We start from the raw sequence: 23,671 nt of genomic DNA, 5'->3' as shown, positions 1-23,671 counted from the left end.
TATGCCTTTGTCTTCGTATCTCGATGCCCATCCGCGCCTGGGCGAGCACATTTATGTCCACGCGTCCGCGCAGGTGATCGGCGACGTGAACCTGGGCGACGATTCCTCGGTCTGGTGCAATGCGGTGGTGCGCGGCGACGTGAATCACATCGTGGTCGGGCGCTGCTCGAATATCCAGGATTTCGTGATGTGCCACGTCTCGCACAAGAATGCCAGCAAGCCGCTGGGTTCGCCGTTGATCATCGGCGACTACGTCACCATCGGGCATAACACCATTCTGCACGGCTGCACGATCGGCGACGAATGCCTGATCGGCATGGGCGCCATCGTGATGGACGATGCCGTGATTTCGGCCAGGGTGATGGTCGGCGCCGGCAGCCTGGTTCCGCCGGGGAAGGTGCTGGAAAGCGGCTATTTGTATGTCGGCCGCCCGGTGAGAAAAGTGCGCGCCCTGACCGAAGCCGAGCTGCTCTTTCTTAAATACTCGGCGGAGCATTATGTCCGCGTGAAAAACAACTATCTGGCCAGTAAGTGACAGGCACCGGCGAAAAAAATGCCGCTCTTGAGAGCGGCATTTTTACATCAGCACCGGCAGCTTAGTCGGAAGCGTAGATGTCGTTATCCTTGGTTTCCTTGACGAACAAGCCGCCAATGACCACCGTGACCAGCGCCACGATAATCGGATACCACAGGCCGTAGTAAATATCGCCCTTGTACGCAACCAGTGCGAACGCGGTAGTTGGCAGCAAGCCGCCGAACCAGCCGTTACCGATGTGGTAAGGCAGCGACATCGAGGTGTAGCGGATGCGGGTCGGGAACATTTCAACCAGCATGGCCGCGATCGGGCCGTACACGGCTGTCACATACAGCACCAGGATGAACAGCAGCAGCACCACCATCGGCTTGTTGATCTGCTCGGTATCGGCCTTGGCTGGATAGCCGGCCGCCTTGATCGCCGCGCCGATTTCCGCTTTCAGCGCCTTTTCCTTGGCTTTGCTGTCGGCATCGAAGTTCAGGCCGTCCGGGGTCATCACTGCGTTGAACGACGTGTATTCCTTGTCGCCGATGCGCACTTTGGCAACCGTTCCCGGTGGCGCATCGTCCTTCGTGTAGCTGACCGACGACTGGGTCAGCATGCCGGTGGCGATGTCGCACGACGATGGGAACTTCTTGGTGCCGGTCAGGTTGAACTGGAAGTGGCACGATTCCGGATCGGCAACGACTACCACTGGCGAACTTTGCAGCGCGGCTTCCAGCGCCGGGTTAGCGTAGTGGGTGATGCCCTTGAAGATAGGAAAGTAGGTGCAGGCGGCAATGGCGCAGCCAAACAGGATGATCCATTTGCGGCCGATCTTGTCCGACAGCGTACCGAACACGATGAAGAACGGCGTGGCGAGCAGCAGCGAAATGGCGATCAGGATGTTGGCGACGGCGCCGTCGACCTTGAGCGTCTGGGTCAGGAAGAACAGGGCGTAGAACTGGCCCGTGTACCACACGACAGCCTGGCCCATGGTCAGGCCGACCAGTGCGAGGAAGACGATCTTGGCATTTTTAGGCTTGAGGAAGGCTTCCGACAGCGGGGCCTTGGAGGTCTTGCCTTCGGCTTTCATCTTGGCAAACGCTGGCGATTCGTTCATCGACAGGCGAATCCAGACCGAAATGCCCAGCAGCAGCACCGACACCAGGAATGGAATGCGCCAGCCCCAGGCGGTGAACTCGTCTTCGCCCATGGCGGTACGGGTACCCAGGATCACCAGCAGCGACAGGAACAGGCCCATCGTGGCGGTGGTCTGGATCCACGAGGTGAAAAAGCCGCGCTTGCCGTGCGGCGCGTGCTCGGCGACATAGGTCGCCGCACCGCCGTACTCGCCGCCCAGTGCCAGGCCCTGCAGGATGCGCAGGGTGACCAGGATGATTGGTGCCGCTATGCCGATGCTGGCGTAACTCGGCAACAGGCCCACGAAGAAGGTCGAGGCGCCCATCAGCAGGATAGTGACCAGGAAGGTGTACTTGCGGCCGATCATGTCGCCCAGGCGGCCGAACACCAGCGCGCCGAACGGACGCACGATGAAACCGGCGGCGAAGGCCAGCAATGCGAAAATGAAGGTGGTGGTCGGGTCGCCGACAAAAAACTGCTTGGCGATAATCGGTGCGAGCGCGCCGTACAGGTAGAAATCATACCATTCGAATACCGTGCCCAGGGAGGAGGCAAAGATGACCTTGCGCTCTTCCTTGGTGAGGCCCGCGTCGACGGGTATCCCCTTGCGCCCGTCGGTTGTGATGCCGGGTGTGATTGCCATGTGAGTCTCCGTGTTTAATATAGTTATTGCGTCATCGGAATAGCCGTATGTATCCAGCTGGATTTGAGTGTGGACTCCGAAACTTACGCGATGCTTGCTTGGAACTTACATGAAACTTACTTTTTAGATATCGAAAAGACAGGTGTTTTGTGTAAATACAATCACGTGTTATCAAGGGGTAAACGAGTGTGGACTCCGAAACTTACGCGATGCTTGCTTGGAACTTACATGAAACTTACTTTTTAGATATCGAAAAGACAGGTGTTTTGTGTAAATACAATCACGTGTTATCAAGGGGTAAACGCTGGAGATGTAGAAGCGGCAAAAATAAAAAGAAGAAATGAGGAGGAGAAAGGGGGCCGTGCGTAAAACAATGTCTGAACGACAGTGCTGACGCGCGAGTGACTGCCGAACCCTTCTGTGCGCCGGTGTGGCGGTGCCTTATCGTCGGTCTGCCTCGGGAAGAATGCTGCGCCCGGCGACAAATTCCGAGCGCCGCCATTCCATGAGCAGCGTTTGCCTGTTTTTGGGATAGCGCTCGTCAAGCAGTTCGGACGCGTCGATACGGTCGGTCCGGAAATTGCGGAACGTGCCGCGAAGTTCGCACCAGCACATCAATACGCGCGTCAGGTCGAAATAGACCAGTGCGTACGGCCACACCGTCCGCTCGGACACGGGTCCTGAGGGAGTCCGATAGGTGATCCTCAGTTTGCGCTCATTGCGTATCGCACGCCGCAACAAGTCGATGTCGACGGCGTGCGTTTCGATCTGCCTGCCTGCGCCCACAAGTAGCGCCGAAGCGTCCAGTTCACGCCGCAATTCGGCGGGCAGAACGGCCGAGATCTTGTCCAGCGCCGCACGGGCTCCCTGCGCCAGTCCACTGTCGCCTTGCTCTGCCACGAGCCGCATGCCGAGCACCAGCGCGTCAAGCTCTTCAGGGGCGAACATCATGGGCGGCAGCATGAAATTGTGCTTCATGACATAGCCCACGCCTGGCTCGCCTTCGATGGCGGCGCCCTGGGCCTGGAGGCTGGCGATATCGCGGTACAAGGTCCGGATGCTCACGCCCGTGTCGCGCGCCAGCACATGCCCGCTGACGGGGGCACGATAGCGGCGCAGCACTTGTAACAGCGTGAGGAGGCGTTCGGATCTGGACATGCTCGTCATCATACCGGCGTCATTGCACCGCCACCATGGTTGGTCGCGCCATTGGCAGGACGCCGCTCGGCAAGCTCGGCTTACCCCGGAGCGTACTCCACCGCCAAGTCCAGGACCCAGGTGACGCCAAAGCGATCCTTGAGCATGCCGTACAGCGGCGTGTAGCTGAACGGCCCGAGCGGCTGCACAATGGCACCTCCCTCCGAGAGGGCTTCCCAGTAGCGGGTAAGCGCTTCGGCGTTATCGCCGCGCACCGACACGAACACCGGAATTTCCCCTGCATTCCATGGTCTTGCCGAAGGCACGTCACAGGCCATGATCCGGAACCCATCGGCGGAGACGACCTGGCCCCACATCACTTGATCGGCTTCGTCCGGGTTGGTGACGGCATGCGCGTCCTTGTAGGTGATACAGGTTTTATCGCCGCCGAATACCGAATGATAAAAGGTAAGGGCATCTTGTGCATTGCCGCGGAAGTTGAGGTGGGTAACGGTCTGGATGGTCATGTGAACTTTTCTCGTTGGTTGATGTACGGAAAAGTATAGGTGGCACTACTGCCAGTTTCCGGCAGTAGCGGTGCGCGCCCCTGGCTGGTCAGGTTCGACTGCCCGTCAGGTCCGCTTCGCGGCGTGTGGTTTAGAGTGCAAACGGAACGCATCTGGCACGAGCAAAATACTCAACAACACAAGGATTGCCACGCCAAACGCCACCGGCAGCAATCCGCCCGCCAGAAAAGGGGCAACCGCCATTGTCGCCAGCGCCGTCATGCCGAACGCGGCCGTCATCACGACGCCAGCCGCCTTGCCCGGATTGCTCACGGCCAGCGACAGGGCACGCGACATCAGGGACGGCCCGCGCAGGCCGAGCCCGGCGCAAAATACGGTCCACGCAGCAATCAGCAAGGCCAGGGAACGCAGGCCGGCCGACGCTTGCGCCACCATCATGGCCGCCGCCAGCATTTGCAGGCCCGCGCCGGTCAGCATGGCCCGCTCGACACCGAAACGCGCGGCCAGCTTCGCGCCGCATGCGGCCGCCACCATGAAGGCGCCGACCCCGCACAGCTGCAGCACGGCGAATCCGCCGACACCCGTGCCGATCCATGCCGTCACCAGATGCGGCGCGCTGGCCACGTACATAAGCAGCGCGCCGAACATGGTCGCGTAGCTGAGCGCGTGCCGCACGAAGCCCCATGTCATCCATGCCGGCTGCGTGCCCGCAAGCGGCTTGGCGATGCCAGACGACGGCGCCGTGCGTCCCACAATGCGCGATACCAGCGGCAGCAGGCCCACGGCCAAGGCGGCAATCAGGTAGAACGACACGCGCCAGTCCAGGTGCAGCACGATCGCCGCACCCAGCACCGGCCCGATCGCCGGCACAGTCGACTCGACCGTTGCCACCAGCGCCATCGCACCCACGCTGTCGGCTTCGGAAAAGCGCCGCCGGATCAGCGCCGGTACCGCCACCGTCGCCGCGCCGGCGCCCAGTCCCTGAATCAGGCGGCCGATGAGCAAGCTGGCCATGTCCGGCGCCAGGCCGCACAGCACGCTGCCGACGGCCAGCAGGACGGTGCCTGCCAGGATCGCGCGCAGGTCGCCATAACGGTCGGCCAGCCAGCCCCATGCGAATTGCGACAAGGCCAGCGACAGCATGAAAATGGCCATCGTGCCTTGCCCGGCGGTCATCGATGCGCGCAGCTGGGCCTGCATGCTTGGCAGGGCCGGCAGGTACAGGTCGGAGGCGAGCATGCCGACCGCGGTCAGTGCGGCAAGCGGAATGGCAAGGCGGCGCTGTCGTAACATGGCTTACCGAAACAGTTTTCAGAAAGTCAATCTTATCATTAGTTCACTTTTGCTTATCAAGATGTTTGCCCGCTTCGCGCCGCGTCAGGGCGGACAAGCTATCGCCCTGCGCCAGCAGGAAATCGCGCACAGCGTTCGGATCATGTCGGGCGTAGTCGCGCAGGCCCCAGCCGATGGCTTTGCGGATAAAAAAATCCTCTTCGTGCGCCAGTCTTTCGGCGTAACCGAACAGCCGGCCCATATCGGTGTCGGCACGCCAGCCCAGCTGATGCAGCATGGCGACGCGGCGCGTCCACAGATCCGCATGGCGTACGGCCTCGTCCATGAGCGCCTGGCGCAGCAAGCGGTCCGCCCGCACGACCGTGCCGATCACGACCGCCAGCGCATCGACCGTATCCCACCACGACGCCTGGCGCGCCAAGGCCAGCAGCGCCTCGATATGTCGGCCATCGAACTGTTTCACATGCGCGGCGAGCAGGTCGATGGCGGCGTACTGGCACTCGCGCTGCGGCTCCTGCCACAGTGCCCCGGCCGCGCCGAGCAGCACGCCGGCATCGACGCCCTTGAGAGCGCGCACGAGCGGCTTGAGCGCGGCGCGCCTGGCCGGCGTGGGGATGCCGTAGAACGCGAACTGCTCGCGCATGTAGGCGCTCATGCCCGCAGCCCTGGCCGGATCGGCCAGCGGCGCGAGTAACTTTTTCACTTCTTCGGCTATGCTCATGGTCAGGTTTTTCAAGGCCTCGGGACAGGGGAAGATAGGCGCGAATAATTTTGCGAACGACCGTACTAAAATGTGCTATTCTCGTAGCGATCAACACAGCGCTATGCGCATATTAATCCAACTCAGGAGACACAAATGATAGATGCCGTCATCGTATCGACCGCCCGCACCGGCCTGGCCAAATCGTGGAAAGGTGCGTTCAACATGACGCACGGCGCCACTCTCGGCGGCCACGTGCTGCAGGCCGCCATCGCCCGCGCCGGTATCGAGCCGGGCGAGGTCGAAGATGTCATCATCGGCTGTGCCAATCCGGAAGGCGCCACCGGCGCCAATATCGCGCGCCAGATCGCCTTGCGCGGCGGCTGCCCGGTGTCCACCGCCGGCATGACGGTCAACCGTTTCTGCTCGTCGGGCTTGCAAACCATTGCGCTCGCGGCGCAGCGCATCATCGCCGGCGAGGGCGACATTTACGCCGCCGGCGGCGTCGAGTCGATTTCCTGCGTGCAGCAGGAAATGAACCAGCACATGCTGGCCGATCCATGGCTCATGGAACACAAGCCGGAAATCTACTGGCCCATGCTGCAAACGGCCGAAACCGTCGCCAAGCGCTACAACATCGGGCGCGACCGCCAGGATGAATATGGCGTGCAGAGCCAGCAGCGCGCCGCCAATGCGCAGGCCGCCGGCTTGTTCAACGCCGAAATCGTGCCGATGACCACCACCATGGGCGTGGCCGACAAAGCCTCTGGCATGCTGCTCACGCGCGAAGTGACCATCAGCGCCGACGAAGGCATCCGCGCCGACACCACGCTCGAAGCCGTCTCGAAGATCCGCAGCGCGGTGCCGGGCGGCGTGATTTCCGCAGGTAACGCCAGCCAGTTTTCGGACGGCGCCTCGATTTCCATCCTGATGAGCAGCAACGTGGCGCAAGCGCGCGGCTTGCAGCCGCTCGGCATCTTCCGCGGCTTTGCCGTGGCCGGTTGCGAGCCGGATGAAATGGGCATCGGCCCTGTGTTTGCGATTCCTAAACTGCTGCACAAGGCCGGCCTGTCGATCGCCGACATCGGCCTGTGGGAACTGAACGAAGCGTTCGCGGTCCAGGTGCTGTATTGCGCCGACCGCCTCGGCATCCCGATGGACCGCCTCAACGTGAACGGCGGCGCCATTGCCGTCGGCCATCCATACGGCGTCTCCGGCGCCCGCCTGGTCGGTCACGCGTTGATCGAAGGCAAGCGCCGCGGCGTCAAGTACGTGGTGGTCACGATGTGCATCGGTGGCGGCCAGGGCGCAGCCGGCCTGTTCGAAGTCGTCTGATCCACGCCGGGGCGCGCCGCTCCGGCGCCGCCCCGCTTCTTCGCTGTCTTCCCCGGGGCCCAAGATGCAATCCAAAATTCTGTCGCGCCGCGACCTCGACTTCCTGCTGTACGAATGGCTGGACGTGGAGGCGCTGACCGCGCGTCCGCGCTTTGCCGACCATAGCCGCGAAACATTCAATGCGGCACTCGATACCGCCGAACAGATCGCCACCGACCTGTTCGCGCCCCATAACAAGAAGAACGATCAGCACGAGCCGCATTTCGACGGCCACACCGTGACGATCATTCCCGAAGTCAAAACCGCGCTCGACGCCTTTTCCGCCGCCGGCCTGATGGCGGCCGGGCAAGACTACGAGTTCGACGGCATGCAATTGCCGTGCGTGATGGAAAAAGCCATCACCGCGTACTTCACCGCGGCCAATGTAGCCACCTCGGCCTACATTTTCCTAACCATCGGCAACGCCAACACCCTGCTCAAGACCGCCACGCCGCAGCAGATCGAGCGCTTCGTGCGGCCTTTGTACGCCGGTAAATTCTTCGGCACCATGTGCCTGTCCGAGCCGCAGGCCGGTTCCAGCCTGTCCGACATCGCCACGCGCGCCGAGCCGGACCCGGTCGACGGCCCCGACGGCGAGCGCCAATACCGGCTGGCCGGCAACAAGATGTGGATTTCCGCCGGCGAGCATGATCTAGCCGGCAATATCGTTCACCTCGTGCTGGCCAAGATCCCCGGTCCGGACGGGCGCCTGATTCCCGGTGTCAAAGGCATCTCGCTGTTCATCGTTCCCAAGTTCCTGGTGGGCGACGATGGCGAGCCGGGCGAGCGCAACGACGTCGTGCTGGCCGGCCTGAACCATAAAATGGGCAACCGCGGCACCACCAACTGCCTGCTCAACTTCGGCGAAGGGCGCTTCAAGCCGCTCGGCAAGGCTGGTGCCGTGGCTTACCTGGTCGGCCAGCCGCACCAGGGCCTGGCGAACATGTTCCACATGATGAACGAAGCGCGCATCGGCGTGGGTCTCGGTGCGGCGGTCCTGGGCGTGACCGGCTACCTGCACGCGCTCGACTACGCGCGCAGCCGTCCGCAAGGGCGTCATCCGGCCGAGAAAGACCCGGTCAAGCCGCAGGTGGCCATCATCGAGCATACCGATGTGCGGCGCATGCTGCTGGCGCAAAAAGCCTATGCCGAAGGCGCAATGGCACTGGTGCTGTATTCGGCACGCCTGGTCGACGAGCAGCGCACCGCGCCCGATCCGGAAGCACGCGCCCACGCCGGGCGCCTGCTCGATTTTCTTACGCCGATCACCAAATCGTGGCCGTCGCAGTGGTGCGTGGAAGCGAACAGCCTGGCGATCCAGGTGCACGGCGGCTACGGCTACACACGCGAGTACAACGTCGAACAGTTTTACCGCGACAACCGCCTCAACGCCATCCACGAAGGCACGCACGGCATCCACGGGCTCGACCTGCTGGGGCGCAAGGCGTCGATCCAGGAAGGCGCGCTGTTCAAGGCCATCGGCGGGGAAATTGCCGCGACGATTGCCAGGGTGCGCGTGGCCGATGTGTCGGTCGACCTGCACGCCAATGCCGACCTGCTCGAAGAAGAATGGCAGCGCATCGCCACCGTCACCAAGACCTTGTACGCTGCGGGCGACATGAACAAGACCCTGGCCAACGCCAGCCTGTACCTGGAAGCGGTCGGCCACACGGTCATCGCCTGGATCTGGCTGGAACAGGCGCTGGTGGCCACGCATGCGCTGGCGGGAGCATCGCCATCCCTTGATGACAGCAACTTTTACAACGGCAAGCTGCAAGCCTGCCGCTATTTCTTCCACTGGGAGCTGCCCAAGGTTCAGCAACAGCTCGACCTCCTGGCCAGTATCGACACCACCACGCTCGACATGCAGGATGCGTGGTTCTGAGGACCAACCGACAAATGATCAAACACATCGTCATGTGGAAGCTGAAAGACTTCGCCGAGGGTGCCGACCGCGCCACCAACGCGCGCAAGATGAAGGAGCAGCTCGACGCTTGCGCCAACATCGTGCCGGGCATGTTCGCCTTCGAAGTGGCGCTGGCCCAGCCGGGCCTGGAAGCAAGCTACGACGTGGTGCTGTACTCGGAGTTCGCCGACCAGGAAGCATTAAAAGCTTACGGCGAACATCCGACCCACCACGCACTCAAACCATTCTTTGGCGCCATTCGTGAAGCGCGCCAATGCATGGATTACGACATCTGACTGACAAGGATTCCCGATGCGCACTACGCAAGAATTATTTTCCCTCGCCGGCAAGACGGCACTGATCACCGGCGGCTCGCGCGGCCTTGGCCTGCAAATGGCCGAAGCGCTGGGCGAGCAGGGCGCCAGGATCGTCATTTCCTCGCGCAAGCAGGCTGATCTGGACGAAGCTTGTGCCCACCTGAAAGAGCGCGGCATCGACGCGACCGCCATCGCCGCCGACCTGGCGCAGGACGCGCATATCCAGCCGATGGTGGACGAAGCGATGAAGCGTCTCGGCCACATCGATATCCTGATCAATAACGCCGGCGCCAGCTGGGGCGCGCCGGCCGAGGAATATCCGGTCGAGGCGTGGGACAAGGTGATGAACCTGAACATCCGCAGCATCTTTTTGGTGACCCAGGCGGTCGGCAAGGCGTCGATGATTCCCCGCAAATACGGCCGTATCGTGAACATCGCGTCCATCGCCGGGCTGGCGGGCAACCCGCCGGGGACCATGAAAACCCTCGCTTACAACACCTCAAAGGGTGCCTTGGTCAACTTCACGCGCACCCTGGCGGGCGAATGGGGCGCGTACGGCATTACCGTGAACGCCATCGCGCCGGGATTTTTCCCGTCCAAGATGACCAAGGGCGTGCTTGAAACCATTGGCGCCGAGGCGCTGGCCAAGGATGCGCCGCTGGGCCGCATCGGCGACGATGAAGATTTGAAAGGGGCAACGTTGCTGTTCGCGTCCGACGCGGGCAAGCACATCACCGGCCAGACCCTGGCGGTGGACGGTGGAGTATCCGCGGTATGACGGCCGGCACTTATCAGCGCATCGTGCTGGCGTCGCGTCCGCGTGGCGAACCGCAGCCTGACAATTTCCGTCTCGAGAGCGCGCAACTGCCGGAGCTTGGCGACGGCCAGGTACTGATTCGCAATCATTACCTCTCGCTCGACCCGTACATGCGCGGGCGCATGAGCGAAGCGAAAAGCTACGCGGCGACCCAGGTCATTGGCGAGACCATGATCGGCGGCACGGCCGGCGAAGTGCTGGCCTCGAAGCACCCGAAATTTGCCGTGGGCGACATGGCCGTCGGCATGCTCGGCTGGGCCGAGATGGGCGTGGCGGACGGCGCCACCCTGCGCAAGGTTGATACCACGCACATTCCCCTGTCGGCCTTCCTTGGCGTGGCGGGTATGCCGGGCATGACGGCCTGGTATGGCCTCAATCACATCATGAAGCCGAAGGCGGGCGACACCATTCTGGTATCGGCGGCCAGCGGCGCGGTTGGCAGCGCGGTTGGCCAGCTGGCCAAGCAGCAGGGCTGCCGCGCGGTCGGCATCGCGGGCGGGCCGGACAAGTGCGCCTATGTCGTTAATGAACTCGGTTTCGACGCCTGTATCGACTACAAGGCCGGCAATCTGGTGGAGGATCTGGCGGCAGCCACGCCGGACGGCATCGATGCCATTTTCGAGAACGTGGGCGGGGCCGGTTTCGACGCCGCCTTGCCGCGCATGAACGCCTTCGGCCGGGTTGCGCTATGCGGCATGATCGCCGGCTACAACGGTGATGACGTGTCGATCCGCAATATGCGCCACATGCTGACCAGCCGCCTGACGATTCGCGGCTTCATCGTCAGCGAGCACCTCGAGCTGTGGCCGCAAGGGCTGGGCGAACTCGGCGCGCTGGTGGCCAGCGGCAAGCTCAAGTACCGCGAAACGGTGGCGCCGGACCTGGCATCGGCGCCTGACGCATTCATCGGCCTGCTCAAGGGTCGCAACTTCGGCAAACAACTGGTAAAGCTCATCTGACATGAAAAACTTCCAAGATAAAGTCGCCGTGATCACCGGCGGCGCGAGCGGTCTCGGCCGCGAATTCGCAAAACGTGCCGCCGGCCTCGGCATGAAACTGGTGTTGGCCGACGTGCAGCAGGATGCGCTCGATGCGACGCGGGCCGAGCTCGAAGGCGAGGGCGCCCAGGTGCTGGCCATGATCTGCGACGTGCGCAAGGGCGAGCAAGTCCAGGCGCTGGCGGACGCCGCCATGGCGCGTTTCGGCGCGGTGCACCTGGTGTTCAACAATGCGGGCGTGGGGTCGGGCGGCTTGATCTGGGAGAATTCCGAGGCCGATTGGGAGTGGGTGCTCGGCGTGAACCTGTGGGGCGTGATTCATGGCGTGCGCATCTTCACCAAGCTGATGCTGGAGTGCGCGAAGGACGACCCGGCGTATGAAGGGCATATCGTCAACACGGCCTCGATGGCGGGGCTGCTGAACGCGCCGACCATGGGCGTGTACAACGTCTCTAAGCATGCGGTGGTGTCCTTGTCGGAAACCTTGTATCACGACTTGCAGCTGGTGGAGGCACCGATCGGAGCGTCGGTGCTGTGTCCGTATTTTGTTCCGACCGGCATCAGCCAGTCGCACCGCAACCGGCCCGAGGACGTGAAGATGACGGGCGGGCCGACCGCCAGCCAGAAGGCGGCGCAGGCGATGACGGTCAAGGCGGTCGAGTCGGGCAAGGTTTCGGCGGGCGACGTCGCGCAGACGACGTTCGATGCGATCCGCGACGGGCAGTTCTACATCTATTCGCATCCGGGTGCGCTGGGCAATGTGGGCGAGCGGATGGAAGAGATCGTCAAGGGAGTGAATCCCGGCGATCCGTACAAGGCGGCGCCGCATATCCGCGACATGCTGCGCGCGAAGATGAAGGGCTAGGGCGGCCATTGCGCTCGCCTGAAAAGCGGGCACGTCAGAGGTACCGGAGTGCTGCCCTATGTCGGCATTTGGCGGCGCGGGAGACTGATCATGAACACGCAACCCTTGCCGGTGATACTGCGTACGGTCAGTTCTCCGCCATTGGCGGTAATACTTTGTTTTGCGATGGTCAGCCCGAGACCGACGCCGCTCCTGTCGTTTCCGCTCTGGCTGAACGGCATGAACATATTGTCCGCGACGCCCGCCGCCAGACCACCGCAATGGTCTTGAACGTCGATATGGATGCGATTGCCCGATGCATAGGCCGTCAGCACGATCTGCGTTCCGGGCTGGGTGAACTTGAAGGCGTTCTGCAGCAGGTTGGCGACCGCCGCGATGAGCACGTCGCGCGTGCCGGTCAGGGCCAGCTTGGGGTCCACCGGCGCCACGCTCAGTGTACAGCCGTGTATTTTCGCCGACAAGGTGGCGGCACTGTCGATCTCGCTGATCAGCTCGGCCAACGAAAATGCGTCGAGAACCCCATCGCGCAAACCGAGCGTCCTGACGTCTTCGAGCGAGGCCGTAATCAGCTTTTCCAGGCTGGCGAGGCTGCGTTCCAGAATGGTGCCGGTAGCGCCGCCGAGCCCGAGGCTGCCTTGCTTGGCCGCCGAGAATGCCAGGGAAGCTGTGCCCAGCAGGTTGCGCAATTCGTGCGCGAAGTAGCCCATCTTTTCGCGGGTGTCGTACGCATGCGCGTCGGCGGTCAAGGCGTCTTTTTGAAAGCCGAATTCCAGGACCGCTTCGGCAATGGCGTTATCGAGGCAACGGTTCAGGGTGCGAAATTCGTCGACGTGGAAAGGCGCGTCGCGTTCCACCGCAAGGTCCGTGATCGCCTGGCACAGGTCGCCGTAATCGTGAACTACCTGATCGACCGTCAAACCCAGGTCCAGCAAGTCCTTGCCGTGCTGTGCGGCCGACACGCTCACTTCCGATAACACCGCGCCACCTCCGGCGGGGCCGGACACGCGCCGGCTGTCGAGCGGCGTCTGCGTCTGCTCGATGCGCAAGGTGCTGATCAATTGGTTCAGGAACAGGGGAATGCCATCCTGGAGCTGTCGTTCCGTAGCGGAGCGGCCGGCGCGTTCGCCGACCTTGACGCGGCACCTGCGCGCCAGTTCGTCGCGGTTGTTCTCCAAAAAATCATGCATCATACGAGCCTCACGCCTCAATACTGCTTCGAGAAAGCCATCGCAGATGTGCCAAGCAATCTTGACGATTACCTATCTTAGCATTGCCGGTTTGGCATATGGCAATACTCTTGGTGTCTTTTCTTGCGCAACCGATCAGGTGTGGCGGGGCAATTCCCTGGTACCGGCAAACGTCGGGCCAGCATCCGCTCGCGCAGCTCCGCCGGCGGGCTTTATTTGAACATGCGATCATCGAACGTGAATGGCCGGATGACGTTCAGTTCGACGTCCGGGTAGTGCGAATGGTGGGGATTGAGGATGACGCTGGCCTCTTCGTTAACAATAGCGGAGGGCACTTTCATTGCCAGCTCCGTGCGGCGCGACAACCAGGCGCCTCCGAAAGCCTGCGCCGTATCCGATGTTGGCATGGCATCCCACCCGGCCGGCAGCCCTGCCATGCCGGGATCGTACAGCGAGCAATGGTCTGGAATGTCCACAGCAACCAAAACCAGCGGCGGCAGAGGAGCCGGGCCAAGGTGTACGAATTTCTCCAGGGCGCAGATGGCGATCGACGTACCGCAGTACAGCGCTGGCATGCCAATCGGATTCCAGCGGCCGCCGTATTGCGCTGCCCCGGCACAAAACTTGTCCAAGGCGTATTTTCGCTGAGCAATGCGCCACAATCTCACGCTGCGCCGCCCGTGGCGATCGCATTTAACACCTGACGCACCGACATGGCGCCGGGCTCCGTATCGAGATAATCCATCGGGGCCGCATCACCGAACACGCGGTTGGGACTGCGCAGCCACGTCTTGGCCGCTTCATCGTCCTCGAACACATCCTGTGCCATCGCGACCAGGTGCGCCAGGCGCCAGAGCCGCTCCGAGGCCGCCGCATCCATGTTGGCGCCACGTTTTACCAAAGCGTGTGCCGTTGTCTCGGGAAGGCGGACAATCGATCGAATGCGGCCGGCGGAGACGTCAAAATACCAGGCGGCGTCTTTCAACAGCGTTGCCGGGAAGCCTAGCCGGATTGCGTCGATGGCGCGCCGCTGGTTCGATGCCAGATCGCGAAGGAGGCTGGCGAAACCGTTTTGATCGTCCCGAACTGCCGCGCCGCTATCGAGTGCTATAGCGTTGGAAGGCTGATGCGCGGTCTGGGGGGCAGCCGGACGCTTGCCCGTTTCCTTGATGCTCATGGTACGCCTCCGTTCGGAAGTTTAGCTTAAACCGATTGGCGGTCAAGCGCAAGCTGACACGTTTGCGCCAGCGCTGCATTGCATGGCGCGGCGTCGATGGACGCGCCTTCTGATTGACAGGGGGAAGCTCGGAAGGACAGCTTTAGTGCGTGCAGACAGGCAAGGCACCTACGCCAGCATGCGCTCGTGCAGTTCCGCAGGCGCATCGTCATACAGCTTGACCACGGTCGACGTGCGCGTGCCGTAGCCCGGAATCTCGATGCACACCGCCGACAGGCCACGCTCCAGATCGAGCGCGATGCCTGTATCGGGCAAGCGCATGTCGGCCGCCCGCGTGGTATCGGCCAGCATTTCGAAATACGCGTCTTCCGGCGCACCCTGGCACAGCAGGCTGGCGAACTGCGCCTTGGTGCGCACCACTTTCGGCCATGGGGCGTCGAGCAAGCTGTTGGAAATGCCGTAAATCCCCGGTTCCAGAGCCTGCCCGTTGCGCGCATCGCTCCCGCCGCGGTTCGAGAACCAGTACATGCCGCTCCGGTCCCCCAGCACCAGGTTAAAGCCGTTGTACGCCTCGCTGCCGTCGGCAATCCGCGCGATGTAGTCAGCCGCGCTCATCGTGCCCGCCAGATAGTCGACCACCAGCGCCCCGCGCGATGGCGCATCGGTGCGGCGTTCTTCCGGCGCGCGGATATTGGTCAAGGCCGCGAAGCGCGGGCCGTTGGCGCCGTCCTGGGTGATGCCCATCCAGCTGCCGCCGAATTTCAGGTCGCGCCCGGCATAGATGTTCGGATGCTCGGGCCACACGCCGGCCGGGGCGGTCGGGCGGTCATAGAATTCGTCGCGGTTGGCGGCGGCGATGAGGGGCACGCCGGGAACGACCTGCCATGCAAAAACGATCAGGCACATGTGCTTATATCCGTAAAAACTTCCGTGTGGCGCGGGCCATCGGTGAACTGGTCCAGCCCGGCATGCTCAAGCGCCGCCGCCAGTGCGTTGCCGAACCCGTCCGGAGTGGCAAGGTAGATTTCCATCCAGGTCTGGCGTCCATCGAGCGCGCCGGGACGGCGCTTGACCGTGCCCGACACCCCGGCTTGCGCGGCCAGCGCGGCCTGCATGGCGCGCACGCGCGGGCCAAGCTGCTGCGCGTGCTCGTCGCGCACCTTGTAGTAAATATAGAGGTCAACCATGGCAGGCTACAGGTCGAGGGCGTCGAGCGCGTAGGGCATGGGCAACAAGCGCAGGGGCACGCCGCTGGCCGAGCCGAGGCGCATGTCACCTTGCTCAAGCGCTGCGAGTTTCATTTCCACCAGTGCGTCGACACCGCCGCTGCCGTTGGGCGCGCTGTTGACGATCATGCCGCACGGCTGGTCGGGGTCGTCCACGGCGAACACTTCGTCGCCGGCCTGAGCTGGCGCATCGATGGCAGCCAAGGCCGTACGGCGCTTGAGCTTGCCCAGATACTGGCTGCGGGCAACGATTTCCTGGCCCGGGTAGCAGCCTTTCTTGAAATTGACGCCGCCGAGCAGTTCAAGATTGACCATCTGGGGAACGAATTGTTCCTGTGTCCTGAGCGTGATTTGCGGCACGCCGGCGTGGATCTCGGCCAGGCGCCAGGCATCGGTGCCGGCGGGGCGCAAGGCAGCGGCCAGCGCCGGCCAGGCCATTTGGGCCGCCGCGGGCGTTGTCAGCCACTGGTAGCGGGCACTGCCGAAAGCATCGGCCACGCGGATCAAGGTGCCGAGCGGGTGATCGATGCGGGAATAGGGCGTTGGCGGCAGCGCGCCGAACAAGGGTGTCAGCGTGCCCTCGGCCGCGGCGCCGCCGATGCCGAGCAGCACCTGGCCGGTGCCGACATCGGCCAGCTTGGCCTTGGCGCGCAGCACGAACATGGACAGGCGCTTTTGCAGCGCCGGCTGGAGTTCGCGCGCCAGCTGCAGGAAGACGGACTCGCTGCTGCGCCACATCAGGAACGTCGCCTGCAAGCGGCCTTTGGGCGTGCAGTAGCCCGCCAGGCGCGCTTCGGCCGGGCCGAGGTGCTCGACATCGTTGGTCAGCTGGTTATGCAGGAAGCCGGCGGCATCGTCGCCGGTGACGGCGATCAGGCCCTGGTCGGTAACGGGCGCGACAAAGCCCGGCGCGAGGTCGGCCACGCCCAGCGATTGGCCGAAATCAGGCACATGGCCGCTGCCATCTTGCGCGAGGCGGGCGCCCCGCGACGAGAGATATTCATTCCAGTTGTTCATAAATTCCAAATATTTCCCGATTTAAGCTTTATCATTACGGCCTCATTATAGAGATGTCGCGAAAATCGCGCCGGCAACGGCGAAAACCACAGAATCGAGTACGCACTTGTTCAAAAAATTACTCATATTGGCGCTCCTGCTGTGCACCGCAGCGATGACGTACTTCTTCCACTGGGCCAAGGAGCCGATCATCACGGACGGCGATCCGATCCCGTTTACGGTAGAGGCCGGTAGCGGCGTGGGCGCCGCAGCCCAGCAGATCGCCGAGGCCGGCGCACCGGTCAACCCGTACATGCTGTCGATGCTGGCGCGCGCGACCCAGACCGCCTCGAAGATCAAGGCCGGCACCTACGAGCTCAAACCCGGCACCTCGCCGCGCAAGCTGCTCGACCAGCTGGTGCGCGGCGAGTTCGCCCAGGAATCGCTGACCATCATCGAAGGCTGGACCTTCAAGCAGATGCGCCAGGCGGTGGCCGCCAACAAGGGCCTCAAGCACGATACGGTGGAGCTGTCCGATACCGAACTGCTGGCGAAGATCACCACCGACTACAAGGCGGCGGAAGGCTTGTTCTTCCCGGATACCTATCTGTTCGCCAAGGGATCGAGCGACTTGCATATCTACAAGCAGGCGCACGCCTTGCTGCTCAGCCGCCTGGGCGCCGCCTGGGAAAAGCGCGACCCGAGCTTGCCGTACGAAAATCCGTACCAGGCGCTGGTGATGGCATCGATCATCGAAAAGGAAACCGGCCAGAAGTCCGAGCGCGCCATGATCGCCGGCGTGTTCGTGAACCGCTTGCGCCTGGGCATGATGCTGCAGACCGATCCGACCGTGATTTACGGCATGGGCGACAAATATGCCGGCAATATCCGCAAACGCGACCTCGAAACCGACACGCCTTACAATACCTACACGCGCACCGGCCTGCCGCCGACCCCGATCGCCTTGCCGGGCGTGCAATCGCTGGCCGCCGCGCTGGGCCCGGCCAAGACCGACGCCCTGTATTTCGTGGCGCGCAAGGATGGCACCAGCCAGTTTTCCAGCAATTTGTCCGACCATAACCGGGCAGTGAATCAATACCAACGATAGGCGTTTTCCGTTCCATGACCGACAGTACCGCCTCAAGAGGCAAGTTCATCAGCTTTGAAGGCATCGACGGCGCCGGCAAGTCCACCCACATCGCCTTCGTGGCCGCGACCCTGGAAGCGAAGGGCAAGCGGGTCGTGTCGTCGCGCGAGCCGGGCGGCACCGCGCTCGGCGAAAAGCTGCGCGACATGCTCCTGCACGAGAAGATGCACCTGGAAACCGAGGCGTTGCTGATGTTCGCCAGCCGCCGCGAGCACATCGCCCAGGTCATCGAGCCGGCGCTCGAACGCGGCGACTGGGTCATCTCCGACCGCTTCACCGACGCCAGTTTCGCCTACCAGGGCGGCGGGCGCGGCCTGGACCGCGCCAAGATGGAGGCGCTGGAGCAATGGGTGCATCCGCATCTGCAGCCGGACCTGACCTTGCTGTTCGACGTTCCGCTCGACGTCGCGCGGGCGCGCCTCGACGCCACCCGTACCTTGGACAAGTTCGAGCAGGAAAAGGCCGATTTTTTTGCCGCATGCCGGAATGAATACCTGCGCCGCGCTGCCCAGTTTCCCGAGCGAATTGTTGTGATTGATTCCACGAAAAGCATCGCGGAAACCCAGGCAACCCTGGTCGGAATACTTGAGAAACTAGGTTAAGTGTAACGTGAAACCACATGAGGTTTCTCATGCAAGTGATTGATTAAAATAAGAATGTCGCGATGAGTAATACAATTTATCCTTGGCAGGCGAGTGCGTGGCAGCAGTTGCAGCTGATGCGCGAGCGCTTGCCGCACGCGATCCTGTTCCATGGCGCCGCAGGCACCGGCAAGGCCGATTTTCTGGAAGCCTTTGCCCAATCCCTGCTCTGCGAAGACGTGCGTCCCGACGGCCACGCCTGCGGCGCGTGCGGTTCCTGCGGCTGGTTTTCTCAACAGAACCACCCCGACTACCGCCGCGTGCGTCCTGAAGCGCTGGAAGACGAGCCGCCGGCCGAGGGCGAGGAGGGTGCCGAGTCCGATGGCGGCAAGAAAGGGAAGTCGACCAAGGCGCCGTCGAAAGAGATCAAGATCGAGCAGATCCGCGCGCTGGCCGACTTCATGAATATCTCGACCCACCGCCAGGGGCTGCGGGTGGTGGTGCTGTATCCGGCCGAAGCGCTGAACATGCCGGCCTCGAACGCCTTGCTCAAGACCTTGGAAGAGCCGCCGCCGGGCACCGTATTCCTGCTCTCGTCGAACAGCCTGGACCGGCTGCTGCCGACGATCTTGTCGCGCTGCCGCAAGTTTGCCCTGCCGATGCCCGACGAGACGGCGGCGCTGGCCTGGCTCAAGGAGCAGGGACTGGCCGATGCCGACAGCTGGCTGCGCGAGCAGGGCGGTGCGCCGCTGGCCGCCCTGGCGCAATCGGAGACGGGAAACCGTGACGATCTGGAAGCATTATTGCAATGCCTGGCGCATCCGAGTGTCGATGGCGCGCTGCGTACTGCTGAGAAATTGAGCAAAGCGCCCCTGGCGACGTTGGTTTCTTGGACGCAGCGCTGGCTTTACGATCTGTTTTCCTACAAACTATCGAACAGTATCCGGTATTATCCACGTTACCAGAAGGAAATCGCCGTGCTTGCTGGCAAAGTGCACACCGCGAACCTGCTGCGTGCGATAAAAAATGCAAACGACCGGCGTGCGATCGCGGACCATCCGCTGTCGCCGAAATTGTTTGTCGAAGACCTGTTGCTTGATTACACTTCATGCTGTACCTGAAAGGATTTTAATGTCTGGCAACCCTACTGACCCGAGCGCTCCGCAAATCACGCGTCCTTCGGTCCTGTCGCTTGCCATCAAGGAAAAGGCGGCGCTGTATGCCGCGTACATGCCTTTCCTGCGCAACGGCGGCATGTTCGTGCCTACCGTGAAGCCGTACAAGATCGGCGATGAGATTTACCTGATTCTGGCGTTGATGGACGATACCAACAAATACCCGATCGCAGGCAAGGTCGCCTGGATCACGCCTGCGGGCGCCAACAATAACAAGGCACAAGGCATCGGCGTGCATTTCCCCGACGACGAGACCGGCCAGCGCGCCAAGTTGCGCATCGAAGAGATCCTGGGCGCCGCCCTGCGGTCCTCGCGCGCCACGCACACGCTGTAGCGCCCGACCTTTCAACCTGACTGTCACCGTTCGCCGTATGCCGTCTTTCGTTCACCGCGTTGCCCGTCCCGACGACTTGCCTGTCATCGTCGACATTTACAATTCGACCATCGCCTCGCGCGAAGTGACCGCCGATACCGAACCGGTGTCGGTGGCGTCGCGCCAGCAATGGTTCGACGACCATGACCCGGAGCGCCGCCCGCTGTGGGTGCTTCACGCGGCCGACGACGACAGCGCCAGCCCGGCCGTGATCGGCTGGATGTCGTATTCCAACTTTTACGGCCGCCCGGCGTATTCGGGCACCGCCGAGCTGTCGATTTATATCGCGGAAAGCTGGCGCGGCAAGGGTATCGGGCGTTATTGCCTCGAACAGGCGATTGCCTACGCCCCGAATATTGCCGTGCACACCTTGCTCGGCTTCATTTTTGGCCACAATGTGCCCAGCCTGGCCTTGTTCAAGAAGTTCGGCTTCGATACCTGGGCCAAGCTGCCGCGGGTAGCCAACCTGGACGGCATCGAGCGCGACCTGATCATTCTGGGCAAGCGTATCGCCTAGCGTTTACAATGGCGGGATGTATATCGATTCCCACTGCCATATCAATTTTCCCGAGCTTGCCGCGCGCATGCCGGAGATCCTCGCCAAAATGGCCGAGAACAAGGTCACGCACGCCCTGTGCGTGTCGGTCGACCTGCCGGATTTTCCCCAGGTGCTGGCCCTGGCCAAGGAATATCCCCACATCTACGCTTCGGTCGGCGTGCACCCCGATTATGAGGACACGCCGGAACCTTCGGTCGACCAGCTGGTCGAACTGTCAGCGCATCCGAAAATTGTCGCCATCGGCGAGACCGGTCTCGACTATTTCCGTCTCCAGGGCGACCTGGAATGGCAGCGCGAGCGTTTTCGCGTGCATATCCGTGCTTCAAGAATTACCGGTAAGCCCTTGATCATTCACACCCGTGCCGCCAGCGTGGACACGATCCGCATCATGCAGGAAGAGTGCGCGGGAACGGACAAGGGTGGCGCGGCGGGTGTCATGCATTGCTTTACAGAATCACTGGAGGTGGCGAAGGCCGCCATCGCGATGGGGTTTTACATCTCGTTCTCGGGCATTGTTACCTTCAAAAGCGCCAAGGATCTGCAAGCCGTGGCGCGGGCCGTGCCGCTCGATCGCATCCTGATCGAGACCGATTCGCCGTATCTGGCGCCGATGCCGCACCGGGGCAAGATGAACGAACCGGGGTTCGTGTGCCATGTGGCGGAGTACCTTGCGGCGTTGAAAGAGGTGCCGCTGGCAACGGTGGCGCAGCGGACGACCGACAATTTCTTCAATCTTTTCAAGGTGGTACGAAGCTAAGTTCGCGTTGCATCTGCGCTTTCGGCGGTAACTGCATAGTTCCAGGTGCGCCAATAGTTTTTTCAATGTTTTCAAGGCAGTAGGGAGTGAACTTCATGTTCGATCTGATCAAACGTTTGCTGCTTGCCGCCTTGCTCGCCCTCGCTGGCGCGAACGCGGCGGCCGATCCGGTGCGCGACTTCGTGGTGGCCGCACAGATGGACAACGCGTCCATGGTGAAGAAACTGCTGAAAAAGGGCGGCAGCCCCAACACGGTCGACCCGATCACCGGCCAGACCGTGCTGATCCTCGCGCTGCGCGAGGACGCCAATGACGTCATCAATGTGTTGCTGGCCCAGCCCGGCATCGACCTCGAACGGGCCGCCCCGAACGGCAACCGCGCCCTGATGATGGCCGCGTTCAAGCACAACAAGCCGGCGGTGCTGGCCATGCTGGCCAAGGGCGCGATCGTCACCTATCCCGGCTGGACGGCGCTGCACTACGCGGCCGCCAGCGGCGACGACGAGATCGTCCGCATCCTGCTCGAGCACCACGCTTATATCGACGCCGAAACGCCCAGCAAGCTGACCCCGCTGATGATCGCCGCGCGCGAAGGCCACGAATCGGCCGCCAGGCTGCTGATGCAGGAGGGCGCCGACGCCACGCTGAAGAATAACGAAAGCCTGACCGCCGCCCAGATCGCCGTGCGCGCCGACAAGCCGCGCATCGCCGACGCCATCAACGCCCATCTTTCGCTCAGCCGCAAGGGCCTGTAAGGGTTTGCGGCGGCGTGCAAGCGCCGAACTGGCATGGAAAAGCGAGTTATCTCGCGGCATCAAATTGCACCCATGTTGTTGATAATGATTATGTCGTACAAGCCAAGCAAAAGCGCAGGGCATCCGGGGCGCCATATCAAAGGGAAAATTTATGCTGAACGAACGCGAAATCGAAAGCTGCTATCTGGGGCAATTCATTCCTGTCCATTATCACCACAATATGTTGATGGACCAAAACCGGATGCACGGTTTCAAGTCGGCGATCCATTACGCGGTTTTCCCTGGCGCCAAGGTGCTTGAGCTCGGCGGCGGCACGGGCGTGCTGTCCTGGTTCGCGGCCGCCAAGGCCGAAAAAGTCTACTGCGTCGAGTTCAATCCCGACATGGTCAAGGAAGCGCGCAAGATGATGGCCATGAATCCCAACGGCCACAAGGTCGAGGTGGTCCATGCCGATGCCTTCGAATACCTGCCGCCGGAACCGGTCGATATCGTAATCTGCGAAATGATTCACGTCGGCATGCTTCGCGAAAAACAGGTCGAAGTGATCGAATCGTTCAAGCGGCGCTACCTGGCGCGCTTCGGCGGCCCGCTGCCGCGCTTTTTGCCGGAAGCGGTGATCATGGCGGTGCAGCCGCTGCAGCAGGAATACGATTTTGAAGGTTTTTACGCGCCCATCGTGCAGTTCCAGGAGACCACCGTGATCCATCCCGGCACGGTGGAACTGGCGCCGCCATCGGTGTACAGCATTCTCGACTTCAGCCAGCCGCTCGACACCCGCATTGCGTGGGAAGGAAAGTTCCTGGTGGAGAAGAACGGCGTCGTTAACGCGATGCGTTTCATCACCAAGAATGTGCTGGCGGTCGTGAGCGAAGAAAACGCCACCATCGACTGGCTGAACCATTACATGACCTTGCCGCTGCAACAGGGCGTGCAATGCAAGGCTGGCGACGTGCTGCAGGTCAGTTTCCATTACCGCGCGGGCGGATCGATCCCCTCGCTCGAAGCGGCGATCCGGGTCGATGTGCTGCACGCGGTGGTGCCGGAAACCGCCGAACGGGTCCGGGTCTACGCCTGATGCCGCAGGCCGGTGGCGGGTGCTGGCCAGGGCCGTCCCGCCATCCTGGCCGATCCATTTGCCGCGCGGCAGGCGAGCCCGTAAAATGGCGGCTTCAACCGTTTATTTAAGTGCTCCATGGAAAATATTGACCAGCGTTACCTCGTCCAGCAAAACAAACTCAGCGATGATGCGCTGAAGCCGCCCGTGTTCGCGAAAGTCATGCGCAGCAAGGAAGGCAAGTTCGAGGGCGTTTCCTTTATCAAGAACAAGGAAAAAGCCACGATCATGACCGTCGGGCAAGCCCAGGAAGTGATCGACTGGGCGACAAACAAGAAATCCAACGCCCACGAGTACGCCACCAAGATCATCTGCGTCGGCCAGTAAATCCGTTTATCCGCGTTTTTTGCGCTTTGCGCGTGCCAGCCTGCCCTTGGTCGCAGCTGCATT

The 23,671-nt window shown here is 62.3% G+C and carries 27 protein-coding genes; 16 read left to right on the top strand and 11 right to left on the bottom strand.

The window, feature by feature from the left end; genetic code table 11:
- The first annotated feature begins 1 nt into the window (after nucleotide 1).
- On the top strand, nucleotides 2-535 hold the full coding sequence (locus CR152_RS23970) for a gamma carbonic anhydrase family protein (protein WP_099879192.1): 534 nt from the start codon (nucleotides 2-4) through the stop codon (nucleotides 533-535).
- A gap of 61 nt (nucleotides 536-596) precedes the next feature.
- On the opposite strand, the gene CR152_RS23965 is transcribed toward CR152_RS23970, so the two are convergent.
- The 5 genes from CR152_RS23965 to CR152_RS23945 all read right to left on the bottom strand — a co-directional run bounded on the left by CR152_RS23965 (nucleotide 597) and on the right by CR152_RS23945 (nucleotide 5,978).
- Nucleotides 597-2,300 (bottom strand): MFS transporter, encoded by a 1,704-nt coding sequence (locus tag CR152_RS23965; RefSeq protein WP_099879190.1) that lies wholly within the window; start codon nucleotides 2,298-2,300, stop codon nucleotides 597-599.
- A 441-nt stretch (nucleotides 2,301-2,741) separates the two neighbouring features.
- Nucleotides 2,742-3,458 (bottom strand): helix-turn-helix transcriptional regulator, encoded by a 717-nt coding sequence (locus CR152_RS23960; RefSeq protein ID WP_099882709.1) that lies wholly within the window; start codon nucleotides 3,456-3,458, stop codon nucleotides 2,742-2,744.
- 80 nt (nucleotides 3,459-3,538) lie between these two features.
- Nucleotides 3,539-3,964 (bottom strand): VOC family protein, encoded by a 426-nt coding sequence (locus CR152_RS23955; protein ID WP_099879188.1) that lies wholly within the window; start codon nucleotides 3,962-3,964, stop codon nucleotides 3,539-3,541.
- 105 nt (nucleotides 3,965-4,069) lie between these two features.
- Complete coding sequence (locus CR152_RS23950; protein WP_099879186.1) at nucleotides 4,070-5,257, bottom strand: MFS transporter; 1,188 nt, start codon at nucleotides 5,255-5,257, stop codon at nucleotides 4,070-4,072.
- Between the two features lie 43 nt (nucleotides 5,258-5,300).
- Nucleotides 5,301-5,978, bottom strand: coding sequence for a DNA alkylation repair protein (locus tag CR152_RS23945; RefSeq protein WP_099879184.1), 678 nt, complete (start codon nucleotides 5,976-5,978; stop codon nucleotides 5,301-5,303).
- Between the two features lie 135 nt (nucleotides 5,979-6,113).
- Between CR152_RS23945 and CR152_RS23940 the strand changes: the two genes are divergently transcribed.
- The 6 genes from CR152_RS23940 to CR152_RS23915 all read left to right on the top strand — a co-directional run bounded on the left by CR152_RS23940 (nucleotide 6,114) and on the right by CR152_RS23915 (nucleotide 12,234).
- Nucleotides 6,114-7,292 carry an acetyl-CoA C-acyltransferase gene (locus tag CR152_RS23940; protein WP_099879182.1) on the top strand — a complete coding sequence of 393 codons (1,179 nt, stop codon included), beginning with the start codon at nucleotides 6,114-6,116 and terminating at the stop codon, nucleotides 7,290-7,292.
- A gap of 64 nt (nucleotides 7,293-7,356) precedes the next feature.
- Entirely contained in the window at nucleotides 7,357-9,216 is a 1,860-nt protein-coding gene (locus CR152_RS23935; protein WP_099879180.1) for an acyl-CoA dehydrogenase, read from the top strand.
- A 14-nt stretch (nucleotides 9,217-9,230) separates the two neighbouring features.
- Nucleotides 9,231-9,533: a Dabb family protein gene (locus CR152_RS23930; RefSeq protein WP_099879178.1), complete on the top strand. Its 303-nt coding sequence runs from the start codon at nucleotides 9,231-9,233 to the stop codon at nucleotides 9,531-9,533.
- A gap of 16 nt (nucleotides 9,534-9,549) precedes the next feature.
- Nucleotides 9,550-10,332 (top strand): SDR family oxidoreductase, encoded by a 783-nt coding sequence (locus CR152_RS23925; RefSeq protein ID WP_099879176.1) that lies wholly within the window; start codon nucleotides 9,550-9,552, stop codon nucleotides 10,330-10,332.
- Nucleotides 10,329-11,330 carry an NADP-dependent oxidoreductase gene (locus CR152_RS23920; protein WP_099879174.1) on the top strand — a complete coding sequence of 334 codons (1,002 nt, stop codon included), beginning with the start codon at nucleotides 10,329-10,331 and terminating at the stop codon, nucleotides 11,328-11,330. Before CR152_RS23925 ends, CR152_RS23920 begins: the two co-directional genes overlap by 4 nt.
- Before the next feature lies 1 nt (nucleotide 11,331).
- The gene (locus CR152_RS23915; RefSeq protein WP_099879172.1) at nucleotides 11,332-12,234 is read left to right on the top strand and encodes an SDR family oxidoreductase; all 903 of its coding nucleotides are present in this window, start codon (nucleotides 11,332-11,334) and stop codon (nucleotides 12,232-12,234) included.
- Between the two features lie 56 nt (nucleotides 12,235-12,290).
- Here CR152_RS23915 and CR152_RS23910 read toward each other — a convergent pair whose 3' ends face one another.
- The 6 genes from CR152_RS23910 to ygfZ form a co-directional block, all read right to left on the bottom strand.
- Nucleotides 12,291-13,424 carry a sensor histidine kinase gene (locus tag CR152_RS23910; RefSeq protein WP_208640186.1) on the bottom strand — a complete coding sequence of 378 codons (1,134 nt, stop codon included), beginning with the start codon at nucleotides 13,422-13,424 and terminating at the stop codon, nucleotides 12,291-12,293.
- 209 nt (nucleotides 13,425-13,633) lie between these two features.
- On the bottom strand, nucleotides 13,634-14,089 hold the full coding sequence (locus CR152_RS23905) for an RES family NAD+ phosphorylase (protein ID WP_099879170.1): 456 nt from the start codon (nucleotides 14,087-14,089) through the stop codon (nucleotides 13,634-13,636).
- Nucleotides 14,086-14,598 (bottom strand): Xre family toxin-antitoxin system antitoxin, encoded by a 513-nt coding sequence (locus tag CR152_RS23900; protein WP_099879168.1) that lies wholly within the window; start codon nucleotides 14,596-14,598, stop codon nucleotides 14,086-14,088. Before CR152_RS23900 ends, CR152_RS23905 begins: the two co-directional genes overlap by 4 nt.
- A gap of 168 nt (nucleotides 14,599-14,766) precedes the next feature.
- A complete protein-coding gene (locus CR152_RS23895) occupies nucleotides 14,767-15,504 on the bottom strand; it encodes an NRDE family protein (RefSeq protein WP_099879166.1) in 738 nt (245 codons plus the stop codon).
- Nucleotides 15,495-15,785 carry a DUF4936 family protein gene (locus CR152_RS23890; RefSeq protein ID WP_099879164.1) on the bottom strand — a complete coding sequence of 97 codons (291 nt, stop codon included), beginning with the start codon at nucleotides 15,783-15,785 and terminating at the stop codon, nucleotides 15,495-15,497. The genes CR152_RS23895 and CR152_RS23890 overlap by 10 nt, the downstream gene beginning before the upstream one ends.
- 6 nt (nucleotides 15,786-15,791) lie before the next feature.
- Nucleotides 15,792-16,841 carry a CAF17-like 4Fe-4S cluster assembly/insertion protein YgfZ gene (gene ygfZ, locus CR152_RS23885; protein WP_099879162.1) on the bottom strand — a complete coding sequence of 350 codons (1,050 nt, stop codon included), beginning with the start codon at nucleotides 16,839-16,841 and terminating at the stop codon, nucleotides 15,792-15,794.
- Nucleotides 16,842-16,947: 106 nt separating this feature from the next.
- Between ygfZ and mltG the strand changes: the two genes are divergently transcribed.
- From mltG to CR152_RS23840, 9 genes are all read left to right on the top strand, one after another.
- A complete protein-coding gene (gene mltG, locus CR152_RS23880; RefSeq protein ID WP_267876249.1) occupies nucleotides 16,948-17,928 on the top strand; it encodes an endolytic transglycosylase MltG in 981 nt (326 codons plus the stop codon).
- A 14-nt stretch (nucleotides 17,929-17,942) separates the two neighbouring features.
- A complete protein-coding gene (gene tmk, locus CR152_RS23875) occupies nucleotides 17,943-18,569 on the top strand; it encodes a dTMP kinase (RefSeq protein WP_099879160.1) in 627 nt (208 codons plus the stop codon).
- Nucleotides 18,570-18,631: 62 nt separating this feature from the next.
- Nucleotides 18,632-19,669, top strand: coding sequence for a DNA polymerase III subunit delta' (locus tag CR152_RS23870; protein ID WP_099879158.1), 1,038 nt, complete (start codon nucleotides 18,632-18,634; stop codon nucleotides 19,667-19,669).
- 10 nt (nucleotides 19,670-19,679) lie between these two features.
- On the top strand, nucleotides 19,680-20,057 hold the full coding sequence (locus CR152_RS23865) for a PilZ domain-containing protein (RefSeq protein WP_054262511.1): 378 nt from the start codon (nucleotides 19,680-19,682) through the stop codon (nucleotides 20,055-20,057).
- Nucleotides 20,058-20,094: 37 nt separating this feature from the next.
- Nucleotides 20,095-20,613 carry a GNAT family N-acetyltransferase gene (locus CR152_RS23860; RefSeq protein ID WP_099879157.1) on the top strand — a complete coding sequence of 173 codons (519 nt, stop codon included), beginning with the start codon at nucleotides 20,095-20,097 and terminating at the stop codon, nucleotides 20,611-20,613.
- A 16-nt stretch (nucleotides 20,614-20,629) separates the two neighbouring features.
- Nucleotides 20,630-21,412: a TatD family hydrolase gene (locus CR152_RS23855; protein WP_099879155.1), complete on the top strand. Its 783-nt coding sequence runs from the start codon at nucleotides 20,630-20,632 to the stop codon at nucleotides 21,410-21,412.
- 95 nt (nucleotides 21,413-21,507) lie between these two features.
- On the top strand, nucleotides 21,508-22,167 hold the full coding sequence (locus CR152_RS23850) for an ankyrin repeat domain-containing protein (RefSeq protein ID WP_099882704.1): 660 nt from the start codon (nucleotides 21,508-21,510) through the stop codon (nucleotides 22,165-22,167).
- Nucleotides 22,168-22,318: 151 nt separating this feature from the next.
- Complete coding sequence (locus CR152_RS23845; protein WP_099879153.1) at nucleotides 22,319-23,242, top strand: class I SAM-dependent methyltransferase; 924 nt, start codon at nucleotides 22,319-22,321, stop codon at nucleotides 23,240-23,242.
- A gap of 117 nt (nucleotides 23,243-23,359) precedes the next feature.
- On the top strand, nucleotides 23,360-23,608 hold the full coding sequence (locus CR152_RS23840) for a hypothetical protein (protein ID WP_099879151.1): 249 nt from the start codon (nucleotides 23,360-23,362) through the stop codon (nucleotides 23,606-23,608).
- The last annotated feature ends 63 nt before the right edge of the window (nucleotides 23,609-23,671 follow it).

It is taken from the genome of Massilia violaceinigra, from assembly GCF_002752675.1.
Classification (GTDB): domain Bacteria; phylum Pseudomonadota; class Gammaproteobacteria; order Burkholderiales; family Burkholderiaceae_D; genus Telluria_A; species Telluria_A violaceinigra.
Note: the sequence above shows the minus strand (reverse complement) of the source record. Positions and strands in the feature narration are given on the sequence as shown.